Source organism: Posidoniimonas corsicana (assembly GCF_007859765.1).
GTDB classification, from domain to species: domain Bacteria; phylum Planctomycetota; class Planctomycetia; order Pirellulales; family Lacipirellulaceae; genus Posidoniimonas; species Posidoniimonas corsicana.
On record NZ_SIHJ01000005.1, the window covers coordinates 124,136 to 147,047 of the forward strand.

Sequence of the window (22,912 nt, forward strand, 5' to 3'; positions counted from 1 at the left end):
CGTCGAGGCTGCTATTGCAGCGTGAAACGAACCCGCAGGCCCAGAATAGGGTCCGGGTTTTGTCCGCTCCGCTCGTGTTTTTGGACAAAACGAATCGGACAGAACCGCCGCGCCCGCAAGGTTAGTCCACCGGGCGGCTGCCGTAGGCGCTGCCGGTGGGCGGCAACTAGAATCTAGGGTTTCCCCCGCCCGTTTGGGGGCCGCTACCGCCCGTCCACCCTTCCACGCCCGACACGCAACACAAGCCAGCTTCACGACCATGGAAATGGAAAAGTTAGTCTCCCTCTGCCGCCGGCGGGGGTTCCTGTTTCAGTCCAGCGAGATCTACGGCGGCCTGAACGGCTTCTGGGACTACGGGCCGCTGGGCGTGGAGCTGAAGCGGAATGTGAAGGAGGCCTGGTGGCGTGATATGGTCACCGGGCACGACGAGCTGTCCGCCCCCAACGGCGCCCCCAGCCCGTACGAGATGGTCGGCCTGGACTGCACCATCATCATGCACCCGCAGGTCTGGAAGGTCAGCGGGCACTACGACCTGTTCTGCGACCAGATGGTCGACTGCCGCGAGACAAAGAAGCGGTACCGCTACGACCAGGTGCAGGGCCGCTGGGCCGAGGCCAAGGAGAAGCGGGTGTTCGTGACCTCGGTCGCCGAGGAGGTGGAAGAGGACATCGCCAAGCGGGGGCTGAAGTGCTTCAACCTCCGCAACAAAGACGCCGACCAGATCAAGTGGGACGGCCCGGTCACGTCGCTCGACAAGATCGCGGTGGAGGACCTCTCGTCCGCGTTCGGGCCCGACGCCAAGGAGGTCGGCACGCTCACCGAGCCGCGTGACTTCAACCTGATGTTCAAGACCATCGTCGGCGCGATGGGCTCGGAGAAGGACGCCGCGTACCTCCGCCCGGAGACCGCGCAGGGCATCTTCGTGAACTTCAAGAACGTGCTGGACAGCACCCGCGTGCGGCTGCCATTGGGGATCGCGCAGATCGGCAAGAGCTTCCGCAACGAGATCACGCCGCGGAACTTCACGTTCCGCAGCCGCGAGTTCGAGCAGATGGAGATCGAGTTCTTCTGCCACCCAAACGAGTCGGCCAAGTGGTACCAGTACTGGCGCGACCGCCGCTTCAAGTGGTACACCGACCACGGCCTGGCGGGCGAGCGGCTGATCCTCCGCGACCACGACCCGGACGAGCTGTCGCACTACTCCACCGGCACGGCCGACGTGGAGTACGCGTTCCCGTTCCTGCCCGAGGGCGAGTACGGCGAACTGGAGGGGATCGCCCACCGCGGCGACTTCGACCTGCGGAGCCACATGGAGGGCAAGCTCGACCCCGCCAGCTGCCCGCTGGAGGTGCAGAAGGACGAGCACGGCAAGCCGGTGCACCGCGGCAGCGGCAAGGACCTCACCTACCGCGACGACCTGACCAACGAGCGGTACACGCCGCACGTGATCGAGCCCTCGGCCGGCGCCGACCGCGCGACGCTCGCCTTCCTCTGCGAGGCGTACTGCGAGGACGAGCAGCCGGACGACAAGGGCAAGATGCAGACCCGCACCGTGATGAAGTTCCACCCGCGGCTGGCGCCGATCAAGGCCGCCGTGCTGCCGCTGGTCAAGAAGGACGGCATGCCCGAGATCGCCCGCGACCTGTACCGCGTGCTGAAGAAGAAGATGCCGGTCGAGTACGACGAGAAGTCGGCCATCGGCCGCCGGTACCGCCGCCAGGACGAGATCGGCACGCCCTACTGCCTGACCATCGACGGCCAGACCCTCGACGACCAGACCGTCACGCTCCGCGACCGCGACTCGCTGGAGCAGGTCCGCGTGAAGCTGGATGACGTGGTGAGTGAGATCGAGGGCCGGATCGACGGCTAGCCAAAGTACCGCTGGTTCGCCGAACCAGCAGCGGTCATTAGATGGCGAGCGGCGGGGCGCTCAAGTCACTCTTGAATACTGCGTGACACTTCAACGCGTCTGCTGAGGGCGGCTTCGAAAGCCGCCCCCACAACGGCGCCTATTGCGACACCAACTGCCGGGACTCCAAAGTCTTTCCAAGCGGCCTCGACCCCGCTTGAACTCACGGGGGACGTCGAAAGGACGGCCGCAACCACTCCAAGGATGGCGCAGGGCAAGACCGGTCCCCAACGGAACATAATTCCAATCGCCGATAGACTTGTCACTGCGACGCCAATCGCCAAGGTTGTGGTTGGCAGCGGCATTCCGGATGCCGATTCCTGCAACCAGACCAATACGAGAAGCAAGCCTGGCGCCATGGCAAGCAGGTGAACGACTACCACCGACCAAGGTCGACGTCGCGAGGTCGACCGCGATCGAATGGATTCGCCCTCAGCTGTTGGCGAAGCATAAGGGTTTTCGCTCATGCCTTCGATTGTAGCGGGTGGATATTCGGTGCGTGTGAATCTGGACGACGTGGTGAGCGAGATCGAGGGCCGGTTTAGCGGGTAGCCAAAGGGCTAACAACAGAAGCGGACTCCCGGTGGGAGTGGCCTCTGACCACGATGCCCTGCGGGATTTCATCGCCGTCGAACACGGCTCGCACAGGGCCTGCATAGGCAACGCCAGACGATTGATTTGACGCGTGCGCCCGCAGCTCAAACAATGAGCAGTGGGGGGCCGACTCTGTTCAGGGAGGGAGTCATGTCGCGGATGTGCGCGCTGGCGGTGCTCGTGGCTATAAGCCTCGGGGCGGACCACGCCGTCGCCGAGCGGGACCCGATCCTGGGCGACCCGCCCGACGGCACCATCCTGGGCCGGCCCGGCGGCAAGTACCCCAACGTGCCTACCTTTACGATCCCGCAGGGCGGCTACGGGCCGTACCGCTACGGCTACTGCCCGCCGGGCGGCTGGTGGCCGCGGTACGACTACTACCCGGGCTACTACGGCTTCTACCCCGGCGCGGCCTACATCGACTACCGCGTGCTGTACGGCTTGCGCCAGCCGGCGGTGGCCGCCGCCCCCGTGCAGCCCGCCCCGCGGCCGGCCCGGCCGCCGCTGGGACTGCTCGGCCCCGCGCCTGAGATGCCCGACGGCCCCGGGCCCGACGAGCTGAAGCGGGCGTGGCGGTACCTGGACCTGGGCGATCGCTACCTCCGCGAGGGCCGCCTGCTGGACGCCCGCAACCGGTACCGCCGCGCGGAGAAGCAGGCGCCCGACCTGGCGGCGCTGCACTTCCGCGTGATGCTGCTGGAGATGGCGACCGGCCGGTTCGAGGAAGCGGTCGACGCGCTGCGGCGGGGGCTGGAGCTGGAGCCGGACTGGGCGGACTCCGGGTTCGACCTGGATGTGGTCTACACCGAGGCCGGCCGGAGCGACGTGGCGCGGCTGCTGGCCAACCGGCTGAACCAGTTCCCCAACGACGCCGACGCGCTGCTGCTGGCCGGCGTGCTGCTGCACCTCAACGGCGACGACGCCCTAGCCGACGAGAAGTTCCGGCACGCGCTGCGCGTGACGCGGGGCGAGAGCCTGGCGGGCGCATTCGTTCGCGAGCCGCCCGATCAGCCGCCGCCGCCCCCGGCGCCGGGTGAGTAGGCGGCAGCGCGGCGCGCATCGCTAGCGCTGCCTAAAGATCGTGTGAGGGGATCAGTCGCGGGCGACGTGGCTCGACAGCGCGTCGACCTGGCCCTTGAGGTTGGCCAGTAGCATCTCCGGGCTGGCGCCGCGGGCGAGGTCGGCGTAGAAGCTGGCCGCGGTCGGGGCGTTGGCGCCGAGCAGCGACTCGGTCGTCCGGCCGAGCCGGCGGAGCTCCTGCTGCACGCCGCGGAGCGTCTGGTTGGCCGACCGGCTGCTGTTCCACAGCCCGGCCAGCAGCTGCACGAGGCCGATGATCATGACGCCCTGCCCGGTGAGCGTGGCGCCGATGCCCCACTCCCACAGCTCGGGGCGGGCCTCGGTGAGCGACCAGAACATCAGCCCGACGCCGGCGCCTAGCGTCATGGCGCCGGTCAGGGCCAACGCCCAGGCGACCCACTGGGTCGGGCGGTGGTTCTCGCGGACCGGCTGGTCCACCCGGGTGTTGGGCGAGGCCGGGTCGCGGGGCTCCACGCGTTTCTGCTCGACCAGCGGCTCGGGCGGGTCGAAGCGGAGCATGCGGGGCGCGGCGCTGGCGCGGCGCTGGGCGCCGCGGATGGCGCGGCGGATCTCGTCGTGGCGGTAGCCGGAGTCCGACGCCTGGAGCAGCGCGTGCGGGTCCACGACCCGCTGCGACTCCTGGTCCAGCCCCACGCCCGAGTCGCTTACGCTCTTCGCGAAGGCGGGCTGGTCCAGCGGTCCGTGGCAGCGTGCGCAGTGCACGGCGCCGTTAGTCGCTGGCGCGACTGCCGGCACGTCCTGCTTGCAATGACGGCACCACATACCATGTTCACACGAAAAGGTGAGGAGCAGCGCGGCGCAGAGCCGCGTTTCCATCTCCTCCATCGGACGCCAGACGGGGGGGACTTTAGCGGTTGTGGGAAGGGTGTGGCTTACCCGTCCCAGCACTGACGCTGGCGCCCGGCCTAGCCGATCTTGGCCTGGATCGCCTCGAGCACCTTGCGCTGGGCCTCGTCGATTGGGCCGCGGATCCGCACGCCGGCGGCCTTGGTGTGGCCGCCCCCGCCGAACTGCTCGGCGATCTCGCGGACGTCGAAGTCGCTGCGGCTGCGGAGGCTCACCTTGTTGGCGCCCTCGCCCAGCTCAACAAACAACGCGGCGACCTCGACCCCGGCGATGCTCAGCACGCGGTTCACTACGTCCTCGGTGTCGGCGGCCTCGGCGCCGGTGGCGGCGAAGTCGGCCTCGGTCGCGCGGGCGACGCCCACGCGGCCGTCGAGCACCAGGGCGGTGCTCTCCATGATGCGGCCGTGCAGGCGGACGCGGGACAGGGTGTTGCGGTCGTACAGCGTGCTGAACGAGTCGCTCGGCGACGCGCCGGCCGCCACCAGCTTGGCCGCGGCCAGGAGCGTCTGCTCCGTGACCGACGAGAAGCGGAACCAGCCGGTGTCGGTCGCCATGGCGTAGAACAGCGGCCGGGCCATCTCGGCCGTGAGCTCGACGCCGAGGGCCTCGATCGCCTGCAGCACCAGCCGGCCGTTGGACTCGCTGGTGACGTCCTTCAGCACCATGGCGCCGAGGTCGTCGCCGCTGACGTGGTGGTCGATCACCACCTTGCGCGCCGGCGAGCTGCGGATCACGTCGGCCATCGGCCCCAGCTGCCCCCAGGCGCTGGTGTCGAGCACCATGTGCACGTCGGCCTCGTGGACCTCCTGCTGGGTGACGCCCGAGCCGAACACCTCGATCATCCCGCCGGCGTCGATGAACGCGATGTGGCTGGGCACGCTGTCGCCGTTGATGATCCGCACCCGCTTGCCGAGCGCCTGCAGCGCGGCGGCCATGCCGAGCTCGCTCCCCAGCGCGTCGCAGTCGGGGCGCATGTGGCTGGTGAGCACGAAGGTTTCGGCCTGCTCGACAATCGGCAGCAGGGGGTTCCAGTCGATGGGCATCGGCAGGCTTTCAGCGGGGGATCGTTGGGCGGGGTTTAGCACTCGCCCTGCAGGTAGCAGCGGGCGGTGTCGTCGGCTTCCAGCACGTCGCGACGCACCTGAGCGATCAGCTCCTCGGGCGAGCCGAACGAGCGCACGTCGCGCAGCCGCTCGAGGAAGTCGATCTCGAGCGGCTTGCCATACAGCGGCTCGTCGTAGCCGATAACGTGCACCTCGACCTTGGCGGACATGTCGTGGAACGTGGGGTTGGGGCCGAGGTTGATCGCCGAGGGCAGCCGCTGGCCGCCGATCACCGCCAGCCCGCAGTACACGCCGTGCGCGGGGAGCAGGGTGTCGATGCCCTCAATGTTGGCGGTCGGGAAGCCGAGCTTGGCGCCCCGCCCCGCCCCGTGGGTGACGATGCCGCGGAGGCGGTACGGCGCGGTCAGCATCTGGCGGGCGCGGCCCACGCCGCCCTCCTCCTGAATAAGCTGCCGGATCCGCGAGCTCGAGACGATCTGGCCGTCCTCGGCGACCGGCTCGGCAATCTCCAGCCCGATGCCCGCCTCGGCGGTCAGGCGGCGGAGCTCGTGGATGTCGCCCTCGCGGTCGTGGCCGAAGAAAAAGTTGGGGCCCTCGACCATCGCGCGGGCCTGGAGCGAGTCGATCACCACCCGCTGGAAGAACTCGCGGGCCGAGAGCCGCAGCAGCGCCTCGTCGGTCGGGTACGCCACGACCCAGTCGACGCCCAGCCGGGAGAGCAGCTCCGCCTTGCGCTGCGTCCAGGTGAGCGGCGGCGGGCACTGGTGCGGCCGGAGGATGCGGACCGGGTGCGGGTCGAAGGTGAACACGACCGCCGGCCCGCCGACCTCTTTGGCCTTCGCGACCAGCCGGCCGATCAACTGCGCGTGCCCCCGGTGCACCCCGTCGAAGTTGCCGATCGCCACCGCGCCGCCGCGGGCTTCGGAGGGCAGGTCGTCGAGGTGGCGGATGACTTCCACGTGGGGTCCTGGTCGGGTTCCTAGGGGGCGGCGCTAGCCGGCGGCGGACAGCTGGACAAAGGCCTGCGGGAGTGAGTCGATCAGGTCGACCGCGGTCATCGACACCGCGCCCAGCCGGTCGCAAGCCAGGTCGCCCGCCAAGCCGTGCACGTGGGCGCCCAGGCGGGCGGCGTCGAAGGTCGTGAGCCCCTGCGCGATCAGGGCGGTGATCACGCCGGTCAGCACGTCGCCGCTGCCGCCGGTCGCCATGCCCGGGTTGCCGGTGGTGTTGATGGCGTACTGCCGCCCGTCGGAGATCACCGTTCGGTGGCCCTTCAGGACAATCACCGTGTTGCCGCCCGGGTCGCGCGAGGCGAACTCGCCCGCGGCTTCGACGCGGTCGGCGTCGGCGCCGACGGCCTTCTCCGCCAGGGCGTCGTGCCCCACGAGGCGGCCGAACTCGCCGGGGTGCGGCGTGTAGACGCGCGGGCCGGGCGGGATCAGCGGCTCCGACGCGTACCGCTCCTCGTACGACGCCACGCCGTTGAGGCCGTCGGCGTCGATCACAAGCGGCGCGTTCCACTCGCGGTTCATGCGGCCAGAGAGCTCGGCCGTCTGCTCCGGCTCGCCCAGCCCCGGGCCCAGAGCCCAGACGTCGAAGTCGTGCTCCAGCGGCGCGAGGTCGAACAGGTTGGCCCAGTACAGCACGCCGGGATCGTCGTCGACGAGCTCACGCACCATGTACGCGGGGCAGAAGCCGGCCACCACCGGCCCGATGCAGCGGGGCACGCCGAGCGTCGCCAGCCCGGCGCCGCTCCGCAGGCAGGCCATGCCGGCCATGGCGACCGCGCCGGCCATGCCGCGCGAGCCGCCGACAATCATCGCCCGGCCGAAGTCGCCCTTGTGGCTCTCCGGCCTGCGCGGCGGCAGCGTGGGGAGCGGCTCGTCTGAGGCGTCATGCATCACGGGCCTCCTCGCCGGCGGCACGGGCGTCCGCCACCCGCGTGGCGATCAGGCCCGCCAGGTAGCCGCCCTTGAAGCCGGCGTCGATGTTGACCACCGTCACGTTCGACGCGCAGCTGTTGAGCATTGATAGCAGCGCCGACAGGCCTTGGAAGTTCGCGCCGTAGCCGACGCTGGTCGGCACGCCGATCACGGGGCACGGCACGTAGCCGCCCACCACGCTCGGCAGTGCGCCCTCCATGCCCGCCACCACCACCACCGCGTCAGAGTCGACGATCTCCGCCACGCGTTCGGGCAGGCGGTGCGGGCCGGCGACCCCGACGTCTTGCACCATGGTCACGTCGACGCCCATCCAGTTGAGCGTCTCGCGGGCCTCTTCGGCGACCGGCAGGTCGGTCGAGCCGGCGCTGACCACCGCGGCCCGCCCGCGGCCGCCGGCCGGCTCGGCGCCGGCAGGATTGCGTCGCAGCGTGCGGGCGACCGGGTTGTAGCGGGCGCCAGGGAGCCGCGTCAGCAGCGTCTCGGCCTGGGCGGCGCTGATGCGGGTTGCCAGGGCGGGCTCGCCGCGGGCCAGCAGCTCGTCGAAGACGGCCGCCACGGCGTCGTCGGACTTGCCCTCGCCGTACACGACCTCGGGGAATCCGCACCGCTGGCGGCGGTCGAGGTCGACCGTGACGTTCTGGTTGGCGAGCGGTTTGTGGCGGGGCGCCGGAGAGTCCATGAGACCCCCTATTCTACCCGCCGCGGGGGCGTAGTTCGACGGGGTCCCGGCGCGGCGGAGGGCTGTTCTGGCGGATAGACTTCTGGGATCATACACGCCGCCCTAACTCTGCCCACACCCAGCCGCCGCCCGCCCCACGTGTCCGAGTCCTCGCTGCTTGAGAAGTGCTGCCTGATCGGCCAGTCGGTCACCGGCAACCCCACGCACTTCATGGTCGACCGGGCCTTCGCCGAGACCGGGCTCGACTGGCGTTTCCTGACGTTTGAGGTCGGCGAGTCGCGGCTGGTGGACGCCATCCGCGGCGTGTCGGCGTTGGGGTTCAGCGGCGTGCTGCTGCTCCCCTCGCTTCAGCGGCTGAGCTGGGACCACGTTGGCAAGCACACCGAACGGGCCGACCAGACGCGGTCGGTGTCGTGCCTGATGCGTCGCGACGACCGCCTGGTGGGCGACGATCTGGCCGGCGAGAGCGTGATCGCCTGCATCGTCCGCTCGCTGCCCATCGCCGGGCGGCACGCGGCCGTGCTGGGGCTCGAGGGCCGCGGGCTCGCCACCGCGTACGCGTTGCTGCAGCACGGCGCCGCGTCGCTGCGGATCGCGGACCTTAGCCAGGACGACAGCCAAGAGCAGATCGACCGGCTCAAGGCGACCTTCCCGGACCGGCTGGTCGAGACCATCGACGCCGACGACCAGTTCATCGACCTGCCGGGCGAGGTCAACCTGCTGGCGTCGGCCTCGTGCTGGGACAAGAAGCGCGACGCGCCGGTCGCCGAAGCCCTGGCGCCCTCCCTGCGGGACGACATGATCGTGGCCGACGCCCGCGTCCGCGCCGGGCTGAGCCCGCTGCTGCACCGCGCGGCCGAACGCGGCGCCAAGGTCGTGCCGGGCATCGAGATCCTCGCCCGCGAGATCGCCGAAGCGGTGCGGCTGTGGACCGGCGTTGAACCGCCCGAAGACGCCTTGCTAGACGCGGCGGAAGAGTTCCTTGGCGTATGAATCGATTGGGGATTTCGGATTGAAGATTGCGGACTGAATTGGGGTGGGCTCAGCGTCGCATTGTCCGCAATCTACAATCCGCAACGCCAACCAGCACGCTCCGCCGCTTCGCACCGGCCCTGCCCAATGAAGACCCTTTTCGTCACCGGCGTCGGCACCGAGATCGGCAAGACCTACGTCGCCGCGCTGATCGCGCGTCAGCTCCGTGAGTCGGGCGTGCGTGTAGGCGTGTACAAGCCGGTGGCCAGCGGTTGCGAGAACGGTCGCAGCGAGGACGCCGAGATGTTGTGGGAGGCCGCTGGCCGGCCGCAGACCCCGGAGCTGGTCTGCCCGCTCCGCTACCGCGCAGCCGTCGCGCCGCACGTGGCGGCCAAGGCCGAGGGGAAGTCGTTCTCTCCAGACGAGCTCATCGCCGGCGCCAACGCCTGGGCGCCGCACTGCGACCTGCTGCTGGTTGAGGGCGCCGGCGGCCTGATGTCGCCGCTCGCCGAGGGCGACTTCTACAACGCCGACCTGGCCGACGCGCTCGGGGCGCCGATGGTGGTGGTCGCCGCCAACCGCCTGGGCGTGATCCACGACACGATGGCCACGCTGCTGGCCGCCGAGTCCCGCTGCCAGGCAAGCAGGCCGCTCGGCGTGGTGCTCAACAGCGCCGGCCCAGAGCACGACGCGAGCGTCGCGTCGAACGCCGAGGAGCTGATGCAACGGATGCCCGTTCCGCTGCTGGCGACTACGGCTTGGAGAGGTGGGCTCGATCGCGTAGTGGACTGGGCGGGGCTGCTGGCGTAGCCGATCGCAGTGCCTGCACCACAAGAAACACGACGCGCGGGGTCGCCCCCGTGCGTCGTGTTTGTGTTGGCATTGATTCCGCCGACGCTACACGGTCGCGGCTTCGGCGCCGTGGTGCATGCGGGACTCGGCCATGCTAGTGTCGATCTTCATCCGCATCGTGAGCGACCAGCGGCCGTGCTCGTCGGCCTGCAGGATCCAGTGCGGCTGCACCACAACCGATTGGTTGACCAGCTCGAAGCCGCCCTCGGACTGGCTCACGGTGGCGATCGGGTAGGTCCAGATCGACGTGGGGCGGTCCATGGTGAGGCCGACGTCGACGCCTAGCCACTCGTCGGTTAGCGAGAGCGAGTCGACGTCTGCCAGGTCGAGCTTGGCGCCGAGGTCGCCCAGACGGGCGCCGTCGCCGGCGTGGAAGTAGCGGTCGTCGGCCCCCGGCGGCAGGCCGGCCATGCCGAGCTCGACCGAGAAGTGCAGCGGGCGGTCGCCCGGCAGGTTTTCGAGCAGGTAGGTGATCTCCAGCTCCGACCCGCCGGCCTCGAGCGTGACGCCCTTGGTCACCTTGACCGGGGCGCCGTCGACGTTGCCGTCGCGCCACATGAGGGCCTGCATGCGGTCCGGGTTGCGGCGGATCTTCGACTCGAACGCGCCGCTGACGAAGTCGCCCTGCTCGCGGGCCTCGTTCATCGCGACCGACTCGAGCGAGGCGTCGATGTCGTAGAAGTGGTCGACCAGGCTCTTGCGGGCGTACGAGTCGTACTGCAGCATCTGGTCCAGGCCTTCCTGCTTGAAGACCACGCGGTCGTGGATGCTGGCGACCTCGCCGCCGGCGGCGGAGGGGCCGAGCAGCACCTTGCGGTGGTAGGCCTCCTCGCGGCGGCTCAGAGTGGCCAGCAGGTTGTGGCAGATGGAGCGTACGTCAAGCTCGTAGAGCTTGCCGCCGTCGCCGGGAGCGAGGAACGCCTTGAGGCGGTTAGACGCCAGGCGGATCTCCTTGCGGCCGTCGAGGTTGTAGTCGTCGGCGTCGACCTCGACCCAGTAGGCGCGGTCGCCCTCCCAGCCGCGGCCCTCGTGCTGGTCCATCAGGTTGTCCGCGGCGATCAGCGACTTGTAGACCGCGTTGCGGAGGTGCGGCAGGTAGCAGCCGCCGAAGGCGCCGTGCCAGTAGCTGCAGTTGCACTGTCCGCGGTACAGCTCGTGCCGCGCGGCGTCCAACAGCTCGCCGCCGTCGCCCTGGGCGCGGAGCGCGGCCAGCCGGTTGCTGACCTGCAGCATGCGGCAGTACATCTCGTTGGTCTCGGGGTAGCGGACCTTGAAGTTCCGCCAGAAGCCGCCGCGGGTGAACGGCTGGATCATGTCCCAGCGGCCCTCGTCCTCCAGCGTGTGCTGGGCGTCGTGGTAGGCGTTCTGCTGCACGGCCGGCAGGGCCCACTCGGTCATCTCACGGTAGCTGGCCTCGGGGATGTACAGCCTGCCCAGCGGCGCGACGTTGTCCACGGCCTCGCCGGGCGTGGTGACCTTCAGCCAGTCCTGGTTGGCCTGCAGCGCCTCGAAGAAGCGGCGGAGCCAGCCGTGCTCGTACACGTGGGCCTTGGTGTCGGGCCACGAGCCGAGCTTCTCGCCGTCGTCGCCGAAGGTGACGATCGCGCCGGGTTGCGTCTCGGCGATGCCGCGGAGGTGGTCGATCGTGGCCTGGGGCTCGGCGAACGGGATGGTGTACCGCAGCCGCTCGCTGCCCGGGAAGACCGACAGCAGCCGGCCGTCGTGCTCGGTGACGTAGTAGCCGTTGAGCTGGTCGGGGGTCCAGCCGGCGTTCCGGAAGTGGTAGTCGTCCAGCACGGTGTACTGGATGCCCGCCTCGGCGATGTCGCTGGCGAGGGACTGCTCCCACACGCGCTCCGGCATCCACATGCCGCGGACGTGCGCGCCCAGGCGGTCCTTCAGGTACTGGCTGTAGGCGCGGATCTGGCCGACGCGGTCCCGCGAGGGGATCATGGTCAGGATCGGCTCCATGAACGGGCCGCCGATCACCTCGACCCGGCCCTGCTCAACCAGCTTCGCGACGCGGTCCAGGTACTCGGGGTGGTGGACGGCCAGCCACTCGATCAGAGAGCCGCTGGTGTGCAGCGAGATCGGCAGGCCCTCGTACTGCTCGTAGACATCCAGGAACGGCAGGTAGCTGTCCTGGTAGGTCTGCTCGAAGACGCCGTCGAAGTTGCCGATGGGCTGGTGGTTGTGCAGCACCAGCACGAGTCGCACGAAGGGGCTCATAGGGGCCAGTTCCTCAGTCATCCGGGGGCCGTCGGGGCGGCGCTCCTTGTGGGGTCCAAGCGGGGCCGCCCGCAGGGGCCGCCCAGCCATGCTCAATTCGCCGCCCGGCACGATCCCAATCCTAATGCGATGGCGGGCAATCCGTCCATGCGGCAGGGACCGATAAGGCGATAAACTCACGGAATATGCGGCAACCGGCCTTGGCCAATCGGTAAACTGCCCCCGGAGGCCGCAGTCCTTACCATCGACTCTCCTGGCGGCGGCGTTTGATCGGATGCCGGCGAGTTTGCAGATTGTCTACGGCCAGCAGGACAGCCGCGCAGGTCGTAGCGGATCGACGAGTCGGCGCGCGGCTGGCAGTCAGCCGCGCAGCAGCGCGGCGGCCTCGTCGGGCGGCAGCGTGTTAATGAACATGCCGGCGCCAAGTTCGAAGCCGGCGAGCGACGCGACGCGCGGCACGACTTCAAGGCGCCAGCAGAACGCGTCCGCGAGCACGCCGGTTGTCGGCGCGGTGCTGACGATCAGGTTGTAGCCGGCCGGCAGGATCCGCTGCTCCAACCGCGCAACCAGTGGGAAGAGCAGCGCGGCCATGCGGTCGCTGGCCGACGCGTCCGGCAGCGCGTCCTCGAAGAACGGGCCGCCGTGCCGCGGCACCACCCAGAACTCGCCCGACGCACGGCTGACGGTCGGGCAGAAGGCGACCAGGCCCGCGTCTTCCGCGAGCAACCGCGCCGGGTCTGCCAGCTCGCGTTCGCGCCACGCCCGCCAGGCGTCTGCGGGCGAGTCCTGACTTGCGAGCAGCGCGGCCTCGATCTCCTGCTGCGTGGAGAGCATCGGCAGCGCGACGATCTGGCTGTGCAGGTGGGTGAGCGACGCGCCGGCCGACGGGCCGACGTTCTTGAACGCCATCCGGAACGGGAACCGCCCGTCCGCCCGCCAGTGCGCCAGTCGCTCGGCGTAGACGCCCAGCACGCCGGCGAGCCCGTCCTGGCCGAGCTCGGTGGTGTTGGTCACGTGACGCGGGCTCTCGATCACCACCTCGTGCGAGCCGAGGCACACGTCGTCCTCGCGGCGGCCGCAGATGGGGTACTTGTTGGGCACCACCCGCTGCCGCCAGCGGCCGTCGGGCCCGACGCGTTCGGCGAGCGCGGGCGGGGTGAGCGACTCGTGCCCGGCGCAGAACGGGCAATCGGCGGGGGGCGACCCGCCGCCGGCATCGAGCGCGGCCGGGGCGAAGTCATTGGGGCGGCCGGCGCGGCCGCTGGCGTACAGCACCGTGCGGCCGGTGAGAGGATCGCTGCGCAGCTCGTTCATACCGTAGCGGTTTGGCGGTGGGGCGTCTTGGGCGGGCGGGGTCGCCCGCCGCCGACGATCCTACTGCATCACCGGCTGCTCACGAACCTGTGAAACCGCGAGGCGGTAGAGTTCGTCGTACCGGTGGGCGCTGCGGGCCCAGCTCCAGTCCTGACGCATGCCGGTCTGGACCAGCCGGTTCCACACGCCCTCGTCCTGGTAGGCGCGGCAGCCGCGGTCGATGGCGTCCGACAGCGCGTGGGGGCTGGCGTCGCCGAACGAGAACCCGTTGGCCGTGCCGTTGGCCAGGGTCGCGTCGGTGCAGTTGGTGATGGTGTCGGCCAGGCCGCCGGTCTCGCGGACCACTGGCACGGCGCCGTACTTGAGGCTGTACAGCTGGTTCAGGCCGCACGGCTCGTAACGGCTGGGCATGAGGAACAGGTCGGCGCCCGCCTCAATGCGGTGCGCCAGTTCGTTGCTGAAGCCCAACCGCACGGCGACCCGCTCGGGGTACTCGTCCTGCAGGCGGGCGAGGAGCTCGTGGTAGCGTTGGTCGCCCGTGCCCAAGAGGACCCACTGCACGTCGATCTGCTCCGCCCAGCGGGGCAGCACGTCGGCGATCAGGTCGAAGCCCTTCTGCTCGGCCAGGCGGCCGACGCTGGCGATCAGCGGGATGCCCGACCGCTCGGGCAGGCCCATCTCGCGCTGCAGGGCCGCCTTGCAGACGCCCTTGCCGTGCAGGAAGTTGTCGGCGTCGTAGTTGGCGGCGATGTGCGGGTCGGTGGCCGGGTTCCAAGCGCCGTAGTCGGCGCCGTTGAGGACGCCGAACAGCTGGTCACTGCGGTGCCGCAGCACGCCCTCCAACCCGCAACTGGCCGGCGGCGACTGGATCTCCATCGCGTACCGCGGGCTGACGGTGGTCAGCACGTCGGCGAACATCAGCGCGGCCTTCATGAAGTTGAGCCGGCCGTAGAACTCCAGGTGCTGGGGCGTGAAGTACTCCCAGCCGATGCCGGTGAGCTCCATGTCCCAGTGCCAGAAGCTGCCCTGGTACGCCAGGTTGTGGACGGTGAACAGCGACGCGATCGACCGGTAGCGTGTGCGGTCGGCGTACAGCGTCTTGAGGTACACCGGCAGCAGGCCCGCCTGCCAGTCGTGGCAGTGCAGCACGTCGACCTCCAGGTCGAGCGCGCGGATCGCCTCAAGCACGGCCCGCGCGAAGAATACGAACCGCTCGCAGTTGTCGTGGTAGTCGGACTGGCCGTCCCAGTACAGCTCGGGCCGGTCGAAGTACTCGTCCTGCTTGATCAGGTAGACCGGCACGCCCGAGCCCGGCAGGGTGCTCCGCAGCAGCTCGCCGGAGACCAGCTTGCGGCCGATGGGCGTCTGGAACCGGACGCCGGTGCTCTCGATCGGCTGGCCCGACTCCAGCGCCTGACGGAACGCCGGCATGATGACCGTGGGGCGGTCGCCCAGCTTCTCGAGCTCGATCGGCAGGGCGCCGCAAACGTCGCCCAGGCCTCCGGTCTTGCAGAACGGGACCGCTTCGGTAGTGGCAAAGAGGATATTCACGGCGGGCGCGGGGACGGGGCCTAAGGGTCTGCCTCAGCGATAAACGCTACCAGGATAGCAAATTCGGCAAACCTTAGCGGGTGGGTGCACCTGATCTCCTGGGGAACCGCCGACCCGACGAGACGGCAGGCGGCTAGCCGTTGCGACCTGCAGAAGCCGACCCCTCGAGGCGCGGCGCCCGGATGCGCCAGCGCCCGACTGGGCTTTCGATCGATCGGCCGCCGCCATCCCTCCGCCGGGCGGCCGCCGACCACCGCGAGCGGCGGTCGCTCGGGTGGCTGCATCAATCTCTGCCACCGGCCGAACGGAATAGCGGGATGCATGCGGACGTCCCCCGCGCAACCTGTGTGAGGAATGATCAGCCGCGTGCCCGCCGCTGAGTCAAGTCCATCCACCATGCGCCGCCAACCGATGGTGGCACACCCTTTGCAACCTGCAGATCCATAACGCGTCACACGACGCTATTGGAAGCGTTAATCAAACACAGGAGGAACGGATATGAACTGGGACCAGATCGAAGGCAAGTGGAAGCAGGCCAAGGGCCAGGCTCAGCAGAAGTGGGGCAAACTCACCGATGATGACCTGGACGTTGTCGATGGCAAGCGGGAAGAACTCGTCGGCAAGGTGCAGGAGAAGTACGGCATCGCCCGCGAGGAGGCGGAGGAGCAAGTCGCAAACTTCGAGAAGTCTTGCAGCTGCTAGTAAGCGAGCGGTGGTTCCCCCAAACGCCCCACTCAATCAACCAAACTCATGAGATTCCGAAAGGCGAAGACTATGTCTATCAAGAAATGGACCTCGGCGTGCATCACAACGGCTGTCGGCGCGGCCCTCTGCGCTGGTTCGCTCGCGGGCGACCCGGCCACGGTTGCCGCTCAGCCTGACCATCAGGACGCCACACGCCGCACCGCCAACTACGGCTCGACCGGCACCGGCAGCCTCGACCAGACGACCGCTGGCCACAGCATCCGCGCCAGCAAGCTAATCGGCATGGCGATTGAAAACCCGGCCGAAGAGGGAGTCGGTGAGGTGAGTGACATCGTCCTCGACGCCCGCACCGGCAAGATCCAGTACGTCGCGGTCACCTACGGCGGCTTCTTGGGAGTTGGCAACAAGATGTTTGCCGTTCCGTACCAGGCGTTCCGCGTGAAGCAGGACCCCGACGACCCGAACGATCTCGATGATCGCGTGCTCGTGCTTGACGTCACGCAAGAGAAGCTGGAAGGCGCCGAAGGATTCGACGAGAACCACTGGCCCGACACGACCGACCCGACGTTCACCACGCGTATGAACAAACGGTACGGCGTGATGGAGGACCACATGGATCGTCGCGTCGACGACCGCAATCGCAGCACGACGAACCGCCGCGGTGTAACCAACCCTCAGCGCGACGAGTAATCGTCAACTAACACGGCTTGCCGCCGTAGGCCGCCGCGGGTCCACCCGCGGCGGCCTTTTTTTGTTCCGCACCTCTAGCTATGAGGCAGACCCTAATGGATCCCAAACCGAACATCCAACCGCCCATCACCCCAGCGCCCGGCGCGCCGGCGCCAGGCGACCCGCCCAACCCACCGCAGGATCCGACCGACCCGCCGCCGAGCGAGCCGAACCCAACGCCTAGCCAGCCCCCGCCCCTTGGAAGCTAGCCAGGCAGGGGAATGAAGCCGCCGGCGTTCGGCCGGCCGCATACGACAGAGCAAACAGACAATCTTCAAACATCCCTCATGATCCCTTAACCCGCCCGAACGCGGTCCAGCGTAACCTGTCGCGATTGATTGTGGTCCAGCGGGATCACCTCCATCGAGACACCGCACCCGGGAAGAGAATTCATGAGGCAAACGATCGCGGCCCTGCTGGCCGCCCTTGCGCCGACCTGCGCACTCGCGCAGCAGACGATCACCTTTCAAAATGGGCTGGACGGCTATGCCGGCACGTTCGACCGGAGGATAAGTCTCACCACCAGCGTCAGCGGGCGGGACCTGGACACGTCCACCTCGCCGTACTGGATTGACGGCGACCCCCAGGACGCCAGCCGGGCCGACGTTCTGTTCCGCTTCGACGATATCGTCGGCCCCTCGGCCATCCCCGCCGGCGCGACGATCCTCAGCGCGACACTGAACCTCCGCACCACGGGCGAGGACGTGAACGAGAACTCCCGTTCCGGCGAGAGCTTCAACGTCTACCGCCTGACGCAAGCGTTCGACGACTCCTCGACCCTCGACGGCGACTTCGGCAATGGCGATGACGAGTTCACCAACGACGTCGACGGCGTCGAGCCCGAGCAGGGCGAGGCCGACTGGATCCTCAGCACATTCGATACCCCGGTCGGCGGCTCGGGGCTCGAGCCCGACATGACCTACAGCGCCGACATCACCCGCGCTGTGCAGAGCTGGGTCAACGGCGACACCAATTACGGGGTGGCCGTGCTGAGCGACCACGTCGACCAGGACGACGGCTGGAGCGTCCACTCCACCGGATCGCCAACCGTCGAGCACCGCCCCAGCCTGACCGTCACCTACAGCACGAACCCGAACTACCGGGTGTTCGAGCTGCAGAACGGGCTTAACAACTACGCCGGCGCGACCGACAGGGTGCTGAACCTGGTGACCGACGTCGCGGGCACCAACGACGATCGCAGCGACGACACGGTAGAGGCCGGCGTCGACGGCTCGACCCTGAGCGAGGTCTACCTGGACGGCGACAACGGCGCCGACTCGTACGACACCCCCTACCTGATCCGGTTCGACACCAGCTCCGTGACCGGCGACGTCACGAAGGCGGAGCTGCTGATCACCACCGGCTTCAGCGGCGGCGCGTCGGACACCCCGGGACCGTTCACGGTGCACCAGCTGCTCACGCCGTTCGATGCGGCTTCACAGTACGGCGACTTCGCCGGCGACGTGCAGGCCATGATCAACGCCGGCCAGATCGGCCCGGTCGTCGAAGAGGTGCTCGATGTTGAAGAGTCCGAGTACGTGCGGGTCGACGTCACGTCGATCGTCCGCAACTGGCACGACGGCGACGAAAACTACGGCTTCTACATCGGCGCCAACGGCACCTCCAACGGCTGGCAGATCTTCACCACCGGCGCCGTCGACTCCGACCTGGCCCCGATGCTGCGGATCACAACCGTCCCCGAGCCGATCAGCCTGGCGCTGCTGGCGCTGGGCGGCCTGCTGCCGCTGCGGCGCCGCGGCTAGAGCACGCAGATTATCTACAACCGCTACGAAAACGGCCCGCCGCGCATTCCGGGGCGGGCCGTTCTCTCTTGCGCGGATTCTCGCCGGCCTCGTTCACAGAATCTTCACGCTGCCGCGTGAATACCTTCGCCCACACAGAACGATCAGCCAACCGACCGCATCGGAAGCGGGGATAGACTCACCCTCAAGCAATCTCAGGCGCGCCCATGAGACCAACGACTACTGGCCTGCTGTCGATGCTCGCTCTCGCCACTTCGGTGTCAGCGGCGGAGCACTCAATCTCTTTCCAGAACGGTGTGAGCGGCTATCAAGGCGCGTTCGACCGCCGCATCAGCAGTGCGGGGGACGTGAACGGCGCGCATGTCGACACCAGCACGCCGCCTCTGAACAGCCAAGACAGGTTTGCCGCGTGGAACCACCGGGGCGGGCGGTCCGACGTGCTGATTCGATTTGACGATATCGTGGGCGCCGGCGCCATCCCGAGCGGCGCCACCATCCTCTCCGCGACGCTAGACCTACGCACCGCAAGCCACGTCGGCCCGACCGTTGCACCAGGAATCTTCGCAGTGCTGCGTCTCGCCGTGCCATTCGACGGCAACTCCACGTTCGACGGGACGTTCGGCGATGGCGACAGCTCCTACCTGAGTGCACAGGATGGGATCGACACCGACAATGGGGAAGCGGACTGGCTGATCGGATCTCTGGACGCGGGCGTCAACGAGCCGCGTTTTGAGCCAAACGCCTTCTACAGCGTCGACGTGACGCGCGCCGTCCAGGTATGGGCTGAGGGCGGGCCAAACCTCGGGCTCGCTATCGTCAACGTTGAGGGCGCCCAAACCGGCGATTGGAGTATGCATTCGACCGGCCACCCCGACCCGACCTACCGTCCCCGCTTGTCAGTGACCTACACCACCGACCCCGGATACCGCGTGCACGAGCTGCAGGAAGGCCTTTCAGGCTATAACGGAACGACCGACGTCGTCTTGAACCTGCTTGAGAACGACAACTCGACGCCCGCGGATCGCAGCGACGACGTTGTCGCCGCAGGTGTGGACGCTTCGCAGGTTCCGGTCGCCGTGGTCGACGGCGATGACGGCGCTGGCTCGTACGATACGTCCTACCTGATCCACTTCGACACGTCGAAGGTGACCGGGCGAATCGCCAAGGCCGAGTTGCTCCTTTCAACCGACTGGCAGACATTCCAGAGCGGCGACAGCCGCGGACCGGTCACCGCCCACCAGCTGCTCACCCCGTTCAACCCAGGCTCGGTCTACGACGACTTCGCCGGCGACGCCGAGGCCATGCAGGCCGCGAATCAGATCGGGCCGGCGGTTGATGCAGCGGTGGACATTCTCGACAGCGAGCTGGTGAGCCTGGACGTGACATCAATCGTTAACAACTGGCAGTCGGGCCAAGCGAACAACGGCATCTATCTGGGCGCCGCTGACGGCAATACTGACTCATGGAGGTTCTACAGCTCCGGGGCGGCCGACTCGGACCTGCGCCCGCTGCTGAGAATCACAGTGGTTGTGCCGGAGCCGGCTGGCGGCTGGCTCCTGGCGGCGGTCGGACTAATCCCTTGGCGTCAACGATAGAAGCCGCTCTCAACCGCTACGAAAACGGCCCGCCTGCGACAGTCGCAGGCGGGCCGTTTCTTTTTCGCTCTGACACGCGGCTACTCTACCGGCAGCCGGAGCACCTGCAGCGAGCTGGGCGGCAGGGTCAGCTGGAAGCGGTCGCCGACCGTGACCTCCTTCTCCACCGGGGCCACGTTGTCCGGGTTGTCGATGGAGTTGTCGTCGCCCGGGGCGCCGGTCAGCAGCGTGGCGTCGACCTCGCCGGCCTTGACCTTGGCGCCGTCGATCGACACGTCGGCCGCGACCTCGTAGCCGGTCGGGTTGACCAGCTTGAGGATCACCTCGCCGGCCTGCTTGTCCAGCGTGCTAGAGACGCTCACCCGCGGCCCCTGCTCCTGGTAGTCGTGCACCAGCTTGTCGTCCAGGTAGCAGCGGATGCGGCCGGGCTCGGTCTCGACGCGGAGCTTGTACCAACGGTCGGCCTCGATCGAGCCGCGGGTCTCAACGAGCGAGTGCTTCACGCCGTCCACGCACTGCTCGATCGCGTGCTGCGTGTTGCCCCAGCCGCCGATGTTCCACCAGAAGTAGTTCTCCGGGTCCTCGCACCCGAACACCATCAGCACGCCTTCGGCGCCGCCGAGCTTGCGGGCCTCGAACTCGTAGACCGCTTTGGCGGGCGCCTCGGCGGTAGAGACGCTGATCACGCCCTGCGCGTCGCGGTCGGCCTGGCGGAGGGCGCCGTCCTTGGCGTTGAACTTGCCGCCGTGCGGGGTCCAGTCGGCGGGGTCGAGCGGCTCGCCGTTGAGCTTGGCGTTGCGGACCTCGGCCGCGGTGGACCAGGTGCCCATGCCGACCGCGCCGGCGTACGACGGCAGGTCCGCCTCGTCGACCGACTGGTCGATTTCGGTCTGCAGGAACACGTCGCCCTTGTTCTGGGCGAACAGCTGCTGCACGTGGTAGTTGGGCGTCTTGACGAGGTTGCGTTTGTCGAAGTGGATCAGGTTGGCGGCGGTCCACTGCGTGTTGTGCACGTCCGCCAGCAGCGGGGCGTAGCACGCCATGTCGACGATGTCGCCGTTCCGCTCGACGCCGGTCAGGTAGGCGGCCTCGCCGATGGCGTTGACCAGCCGGTTGCCGCGCGACGCGTACTCGCCGACAAAGATCTTCGGCGCGTCGCGGTCGAAGTCGTCAAACCGGTCCTGGTTCTGCACAAACCATTCCGGGCTCTCGTAGTAGTGCTCGTCCGAGCTGTACACGTTCAGTCGCTGCATCTGGCGGTACAGCGGGATTGAGGGGCTCAGACCCGAGGTGCCGATGATCTTGATGTCCGGGTACGCCTTGCGGATCGCCTCGACGAAGTACGGGAACCGCTCGGCGAACTCGGGCGTGTCGTGCTCCTCGTTGCCCAGGCAGACGAACTCCATGTTGAACGGCTCGGGGTGGCCCATCTCGGCCCGCACCTTGCCCCACGTGCTGTCGGCCGGGCCGTTGGCGAACTCGATCAGGTCCAGCGCGTCCTGCACCCAGGTGTGCAGCTCGTCCAGCGGCACGCACTGGTACGGCTGATTGAAGCCGCAAGACACGCCCACCGGGACCACCGGCAGCGGGTGGGCGCCGATGTCCTCGCAGAGCTGGAAGTACTCGAAGTAGCCCAGGCCGTAGGTCTGGTGGTAGCCCCAGCGGTTCCAGTTGGGCCGCCGCTCGGCGACGTCGCCCACGGTGTCCTTCCAGCGGTAGGCGTTTTGCAGGCTGTGGCCGTGCGCGATGCAGCCGCCCGGGAAGCGGAAGAACTTAGGGTTCAGGTCGGCCAGCGACTGCGCCAGGTCCTCCCGCAGGCCGTTCTTGTGACCCTTAAAGGTGTTGCTCGGGAACAGTGAGACCATGTCCAAGCAGAGCTTGCCGCGGCCGGTGGTGGTCACCACCAGGCTGGCGTCGTCGGTGGTGCGGTCGGACTTGATCACCGCCTCGGCCTGGCGCCAATCGGCGCCGGAGGCCGGCAGCTCGGCCGAGCCGCACTCGTGGCCGTCCTGGTCGACCAGCGTCACGGTGAGCGGCGCGCCGCGGCGCGACTCCCAACGCGAGTACAGGCTCACGCGGTACTCCTGGCCCTCGTCCAAGCGGATGCCGCTCCAGCCCTGGTTCTTCACGCCGGCGCCCTGCCCCGCGCGGCGGATCGCGACCGTCAGGTAGGTCGGGTTGTTGCGGTTCAGGGGGATGCCCTTCTCGGCGGCGATCTCACACTCGGCGCCGTCGCGCTCCACCTTCTCCCACGAAGACAACGCGTGGTAACGCTCGCTCAGCGGGTTCCAGCCGGGGATCGGGTAGTACTCGAACGAGCGGTTCTGCACCAGCTCCGCGTACAGGCCGCCGTCCGCCGAGAAGTTGATGTCCTCGAAGAACAACCCGTACAGGTGCGGGCTGAGTTCGACCGTGGGCTGGTCGACGTGCACCTTGATATCGGCCTGCTGGGCAGAGGCCGACGCGCAGAGAAACAACACGAGTACCGCAGATAGACGGCGCATGGGAGGGCTCCGGAGGAGAAAACCTAAATAGAAATGAGATTATGAACCAAGCCGACGACGATTGCCAGCGAATACGGAGATTCGCAAAGGCTCAGTTCATCACCCCTACGGCGTGCCGGCCTCAGCCGACTGCCACTCCGAAAGGTCCAGCGCCGATGCCGCGTTGTAGCCAAAGCCCATGACTGCTCCCGCAGGGTCGTACTCGACTTGCACGACCCAGTCACGCTTGGCGAAACGGTCGTAGAAGTAAACGTCTTGGCTACCAAGAGCTGACCGTCTCGTCAGATCTGGGGGGCCGAGAACATTCAGCAGGCCTGCCCTTGTGCCCGGGACAGTTCCTGCAATCGATTCATCATCCATTGCCAGAACGAGCTGACAGAACCTTGCTCCACGGCTTCCGTGCCCCTCAGAGCGGACATAGGCCTGCCTCAGGGAGTTGATGGTCGGGGCGGCCGTAGGCCTCCCACAGCCAACCGCCGCTCCGGCCGCCAGTAGGAGCAACACCGCCCCACAACGCCAACCCTCAACCATGGACGGGACTCCTGCGGAACAGGACACAGCT

At 68.2% G+C, this 22,912-nt stretch carries 18 protein-coding genes; 8 read left to right on the forward strand and 10 right to left on the reverse strand.

Annotated features, from left to right (window positions below; genetic code table 11):
• Positions 1-265: 265 nt before the first annotated feature.
• Positions 266-1,870: a glycine--tRNA ligase gene (locus KOR34_RS23740; protein WP_146568625.1), complete on the forward strand. Its 1,605-nt coding sequence runs from the start codon at positions 266-268 to the stop codon at positions 1,868-1,870.
• A gap of 783 nt (positions 1,871-2,653) precedes the next feature.
• On the forward strand, positions 2,654-3,544 hold the full coding sequence (locus KOR34_RS23745) for a tetratricopeptide repeat protein (protein ID WP_197531700.1): 891 nt from the start codon (positions 2,654-2,656) through the stop codon (positions 3,542-3,544).
• Between the two features lie 51 nt (positions 3,545-3,595).
• Here the strand turns inward: KOR34_RS23745 and KOR34_RS23750 are convergent, their stop codons facing one another.
• From KOR34_RS23750 to larB, 5 genes are all read right to left on the reverse strand, one after another.
• A complete protein-coding gene (locus tag KOR34_RS23750) occupies positions 3,596-4,306 on the reverse strand; it encodes a hypothetical protein (RefSeq protein ID WP_197531701.1) in 711 nt (236 codons plus the stop codon).
• A 203-nt stretch (positions 4,307-4,509) separates the two neighbouring features.
• Entirely contained in the window at positions 4,510-5,493 is a 984-nt protein-coding gene (locus KOR34_RS23755) for a DHH family phosphoesterase (protein WP_146568628.1), read from the reverse strand.
• Positions 5,494-5,528: 35 nt separating this feature from the next.
• On the reverse strand, positions 5,529-6,473 hold the full coding sequence (gene ribF / locus KOR34_RS23760; protein WP_146568629.1) for a riboflavin biosynthesis protein RibF: 945 nt from the start codon (positions 6,471-6,473) through the stop codon (positions 5,529-5,531).
• 33 nt (positions 6,474-6,506) lie between these two features.
• The gene (locus tag KOR34_RS23765) at positions 6,507-7,415 is read right to left on the reverse strand and encodes an NAD(P)H-hydrate dehydratase (RefSeq protein WP_146568630.1); all 909 of its coding nucleotides are present in this window, start codon (positions 7,413-7,415) and stop codon (positions 6,507-6,509) included.
• Positions 7,408-8,136 (reverse strand): nickel pincer cofactor biosynthesis protein LarB, encoded by a 729-nt coding sequence (gene larB, locus KOR34_RS23770; protein ID WP_146568631.1) that lies wholly within the window; start codon positions 8,134-8,136, stop codon positions 7,408-7,410. Before larB ends, KOR34_RS23765 begins: the two co-directional genes overlap by 8 nt.
• Positions 8,137-8,274: 138 nt before the next feature.
• Between larB and KOR34_RS23775 the strand changes: the two genes are divergently transcribed.
• Both KOR34_RS23775 and bioD read left to right on the forward strand, forming a co-directional pair.
• A complete protein-coding gene (locus KOR34_RS23775; protein ID WP_146568632.1) occupies positions 8,275-9,129 on the forward strand; it encodes a shikimate dehydrogenase family protein in 855 nt (284 codons plus the stop codon).
• Between the two features lie 126 nt (positions 9,130-9,255).
• Positions 9,256-9,918, forward strand: a complete 663-nt coding sequence (gene bioD / locus KOR34_RS23780; protein ID WP_146568633.1) for a dethiobiotin synthase — start codon at positions 9,256-9,258, stop codon at positions 9,916-9,918.
• 87 nt (positions 9,919-10,005) lie between these two features.
• Here bioD and KOR34_RS23785 read toward each other — a convergent pair whose 3' ends face one another.
• The 3 genes from KOR34_RS23785 to glgA all read right to left on the reverse strand — a co-directional run bounded on the left by KOR34_RS23785 (position 10,006) and on the right by glgA (position 15,054).
• Positions 10,006-12,189, reverse strand: a complete 2,184-nt coding sequence (locus KOR34_RS23785) for an alpha-amylase/4-alpha-glucanotransferase domain-containing protein (RefSeq protein ID WP_146568634.1) — start codon at positions 12,187-12,189, stop codon at positions 10,006-10,008.
• A 360-nt stretch (positions 12,190-12,549) separates the two neighbouring features.
• A complete protein-coding gene (locus KOR34_RS23790) occupies positions 12,550-13,503 on the reverse strand; it encodes a galactose-1-phosphate uridylyltransferase (RefSeq protein ID WP_146568635.1) in 954 nt (317 codons plus the stop codon).
• A gap of 60 nt (positions 13,504-13,563) precedes the next feature.
• Positions 13,564-15,054 carry a glycogen synthase GlgA gene (glgA, locus tag KOR34_RS23795; protein WP_146568636.1) on the reverse strand — a complete coding sequence of 497 codons (1,491 nt, stop codon included), beginning with the start codon at positions 15,052-15,054 and terminating at the stop codon, positions 13,564-13,566.
• 498 nt (positions 15,055-15,552) lie between these two features.
• Between glgA and KOR34_RS23800 the strand changes: the two genes are divergently transcribed.
• The 4 genes from KOR34_RS23800 to KOR34_RS23815 all read left to right on the forward strand — a co-directional run bounded on the left by KOR34_RS23800 (position 15,553) and on the right by KOR34_RS23815 (position 19,846).
• Entirely contained in the window at positions 15,553-15,756 is a 204-nt protein-coding gene (locus KOR34_RS23800) for a CsbD family protein (RefSeq protein ID WP_146568637.1), read from the forward strand.
• Positions 15,757-15,828: 72 nt separating this feature from the next.
• A complete protein-coding gene (locus KOR34_RS23805) occupies positions 15,829-16,449 on the forward strand; it encodes a PRC-barrel domain-containing protein (protein WP_146568638.1) in 621 nt (206 codons plus the stop codon).
• Positions 16,450-16,880: 431 nt separating this feature from the next.
• A complete protein-coding gene (locus KOR34_RS23810; RefSeq protein WP_146568639.1) occupies positions 16,881-18,251 on the forward strand; it encodes a DNRLRE domain-containing protein in 1,371 nt (456 codons plus the stop codon).
• A gap of 206 nt (positions 18,252-18,457) precedes the next feature.
• Positions 18,458-19,846, forward strand: coding sequence for a DNRLRE domain-containing protein (locus KOR34_RS23815; RefSeq protein ID WP_146568640.1), 1,389 nt, complete (start codon positions 18,458-18,460; stop codon positions 19,844-19,846).
• An 80-nt stretch (positions 19,847-19,926) separates the two neighbouring features.
• On the opposite strand, the gene KOR34_RS23820 is transcribed toward KOR34_RS23815, so the two are convergent.
• Together KOR34_RS23820 and KOR34_RS26935 are read right to left on the reverse strand one after the other, a co-directional pair.
• Positions 19,927-22,350, reverse strand: coding sequence for an alpha-L-arabinofuranosidase C-terminal domain-containing protein (locus KOR34_RS23820; RefSeq protein ID WP_146568641.1), 2,424 nt, complete (start codon positions 22,348-22,350; stop codon positions 19,927-19,929).
• Between the two features lie 105 nt (positions 22,351-22,455).
• On the reverse strand, positions 22,456-22,881 hold the full coding sequence (locus tag KOR34_RS26935) for a hypothetical protein (protein WP_197531702.1): 426 nt from the start codon (positions 22,879-22,881) through the stop codon (positions 22,456-22,458).
• Between the last annotated feature and the right edge of the window lie 31 nt (positions 22,882-22,912).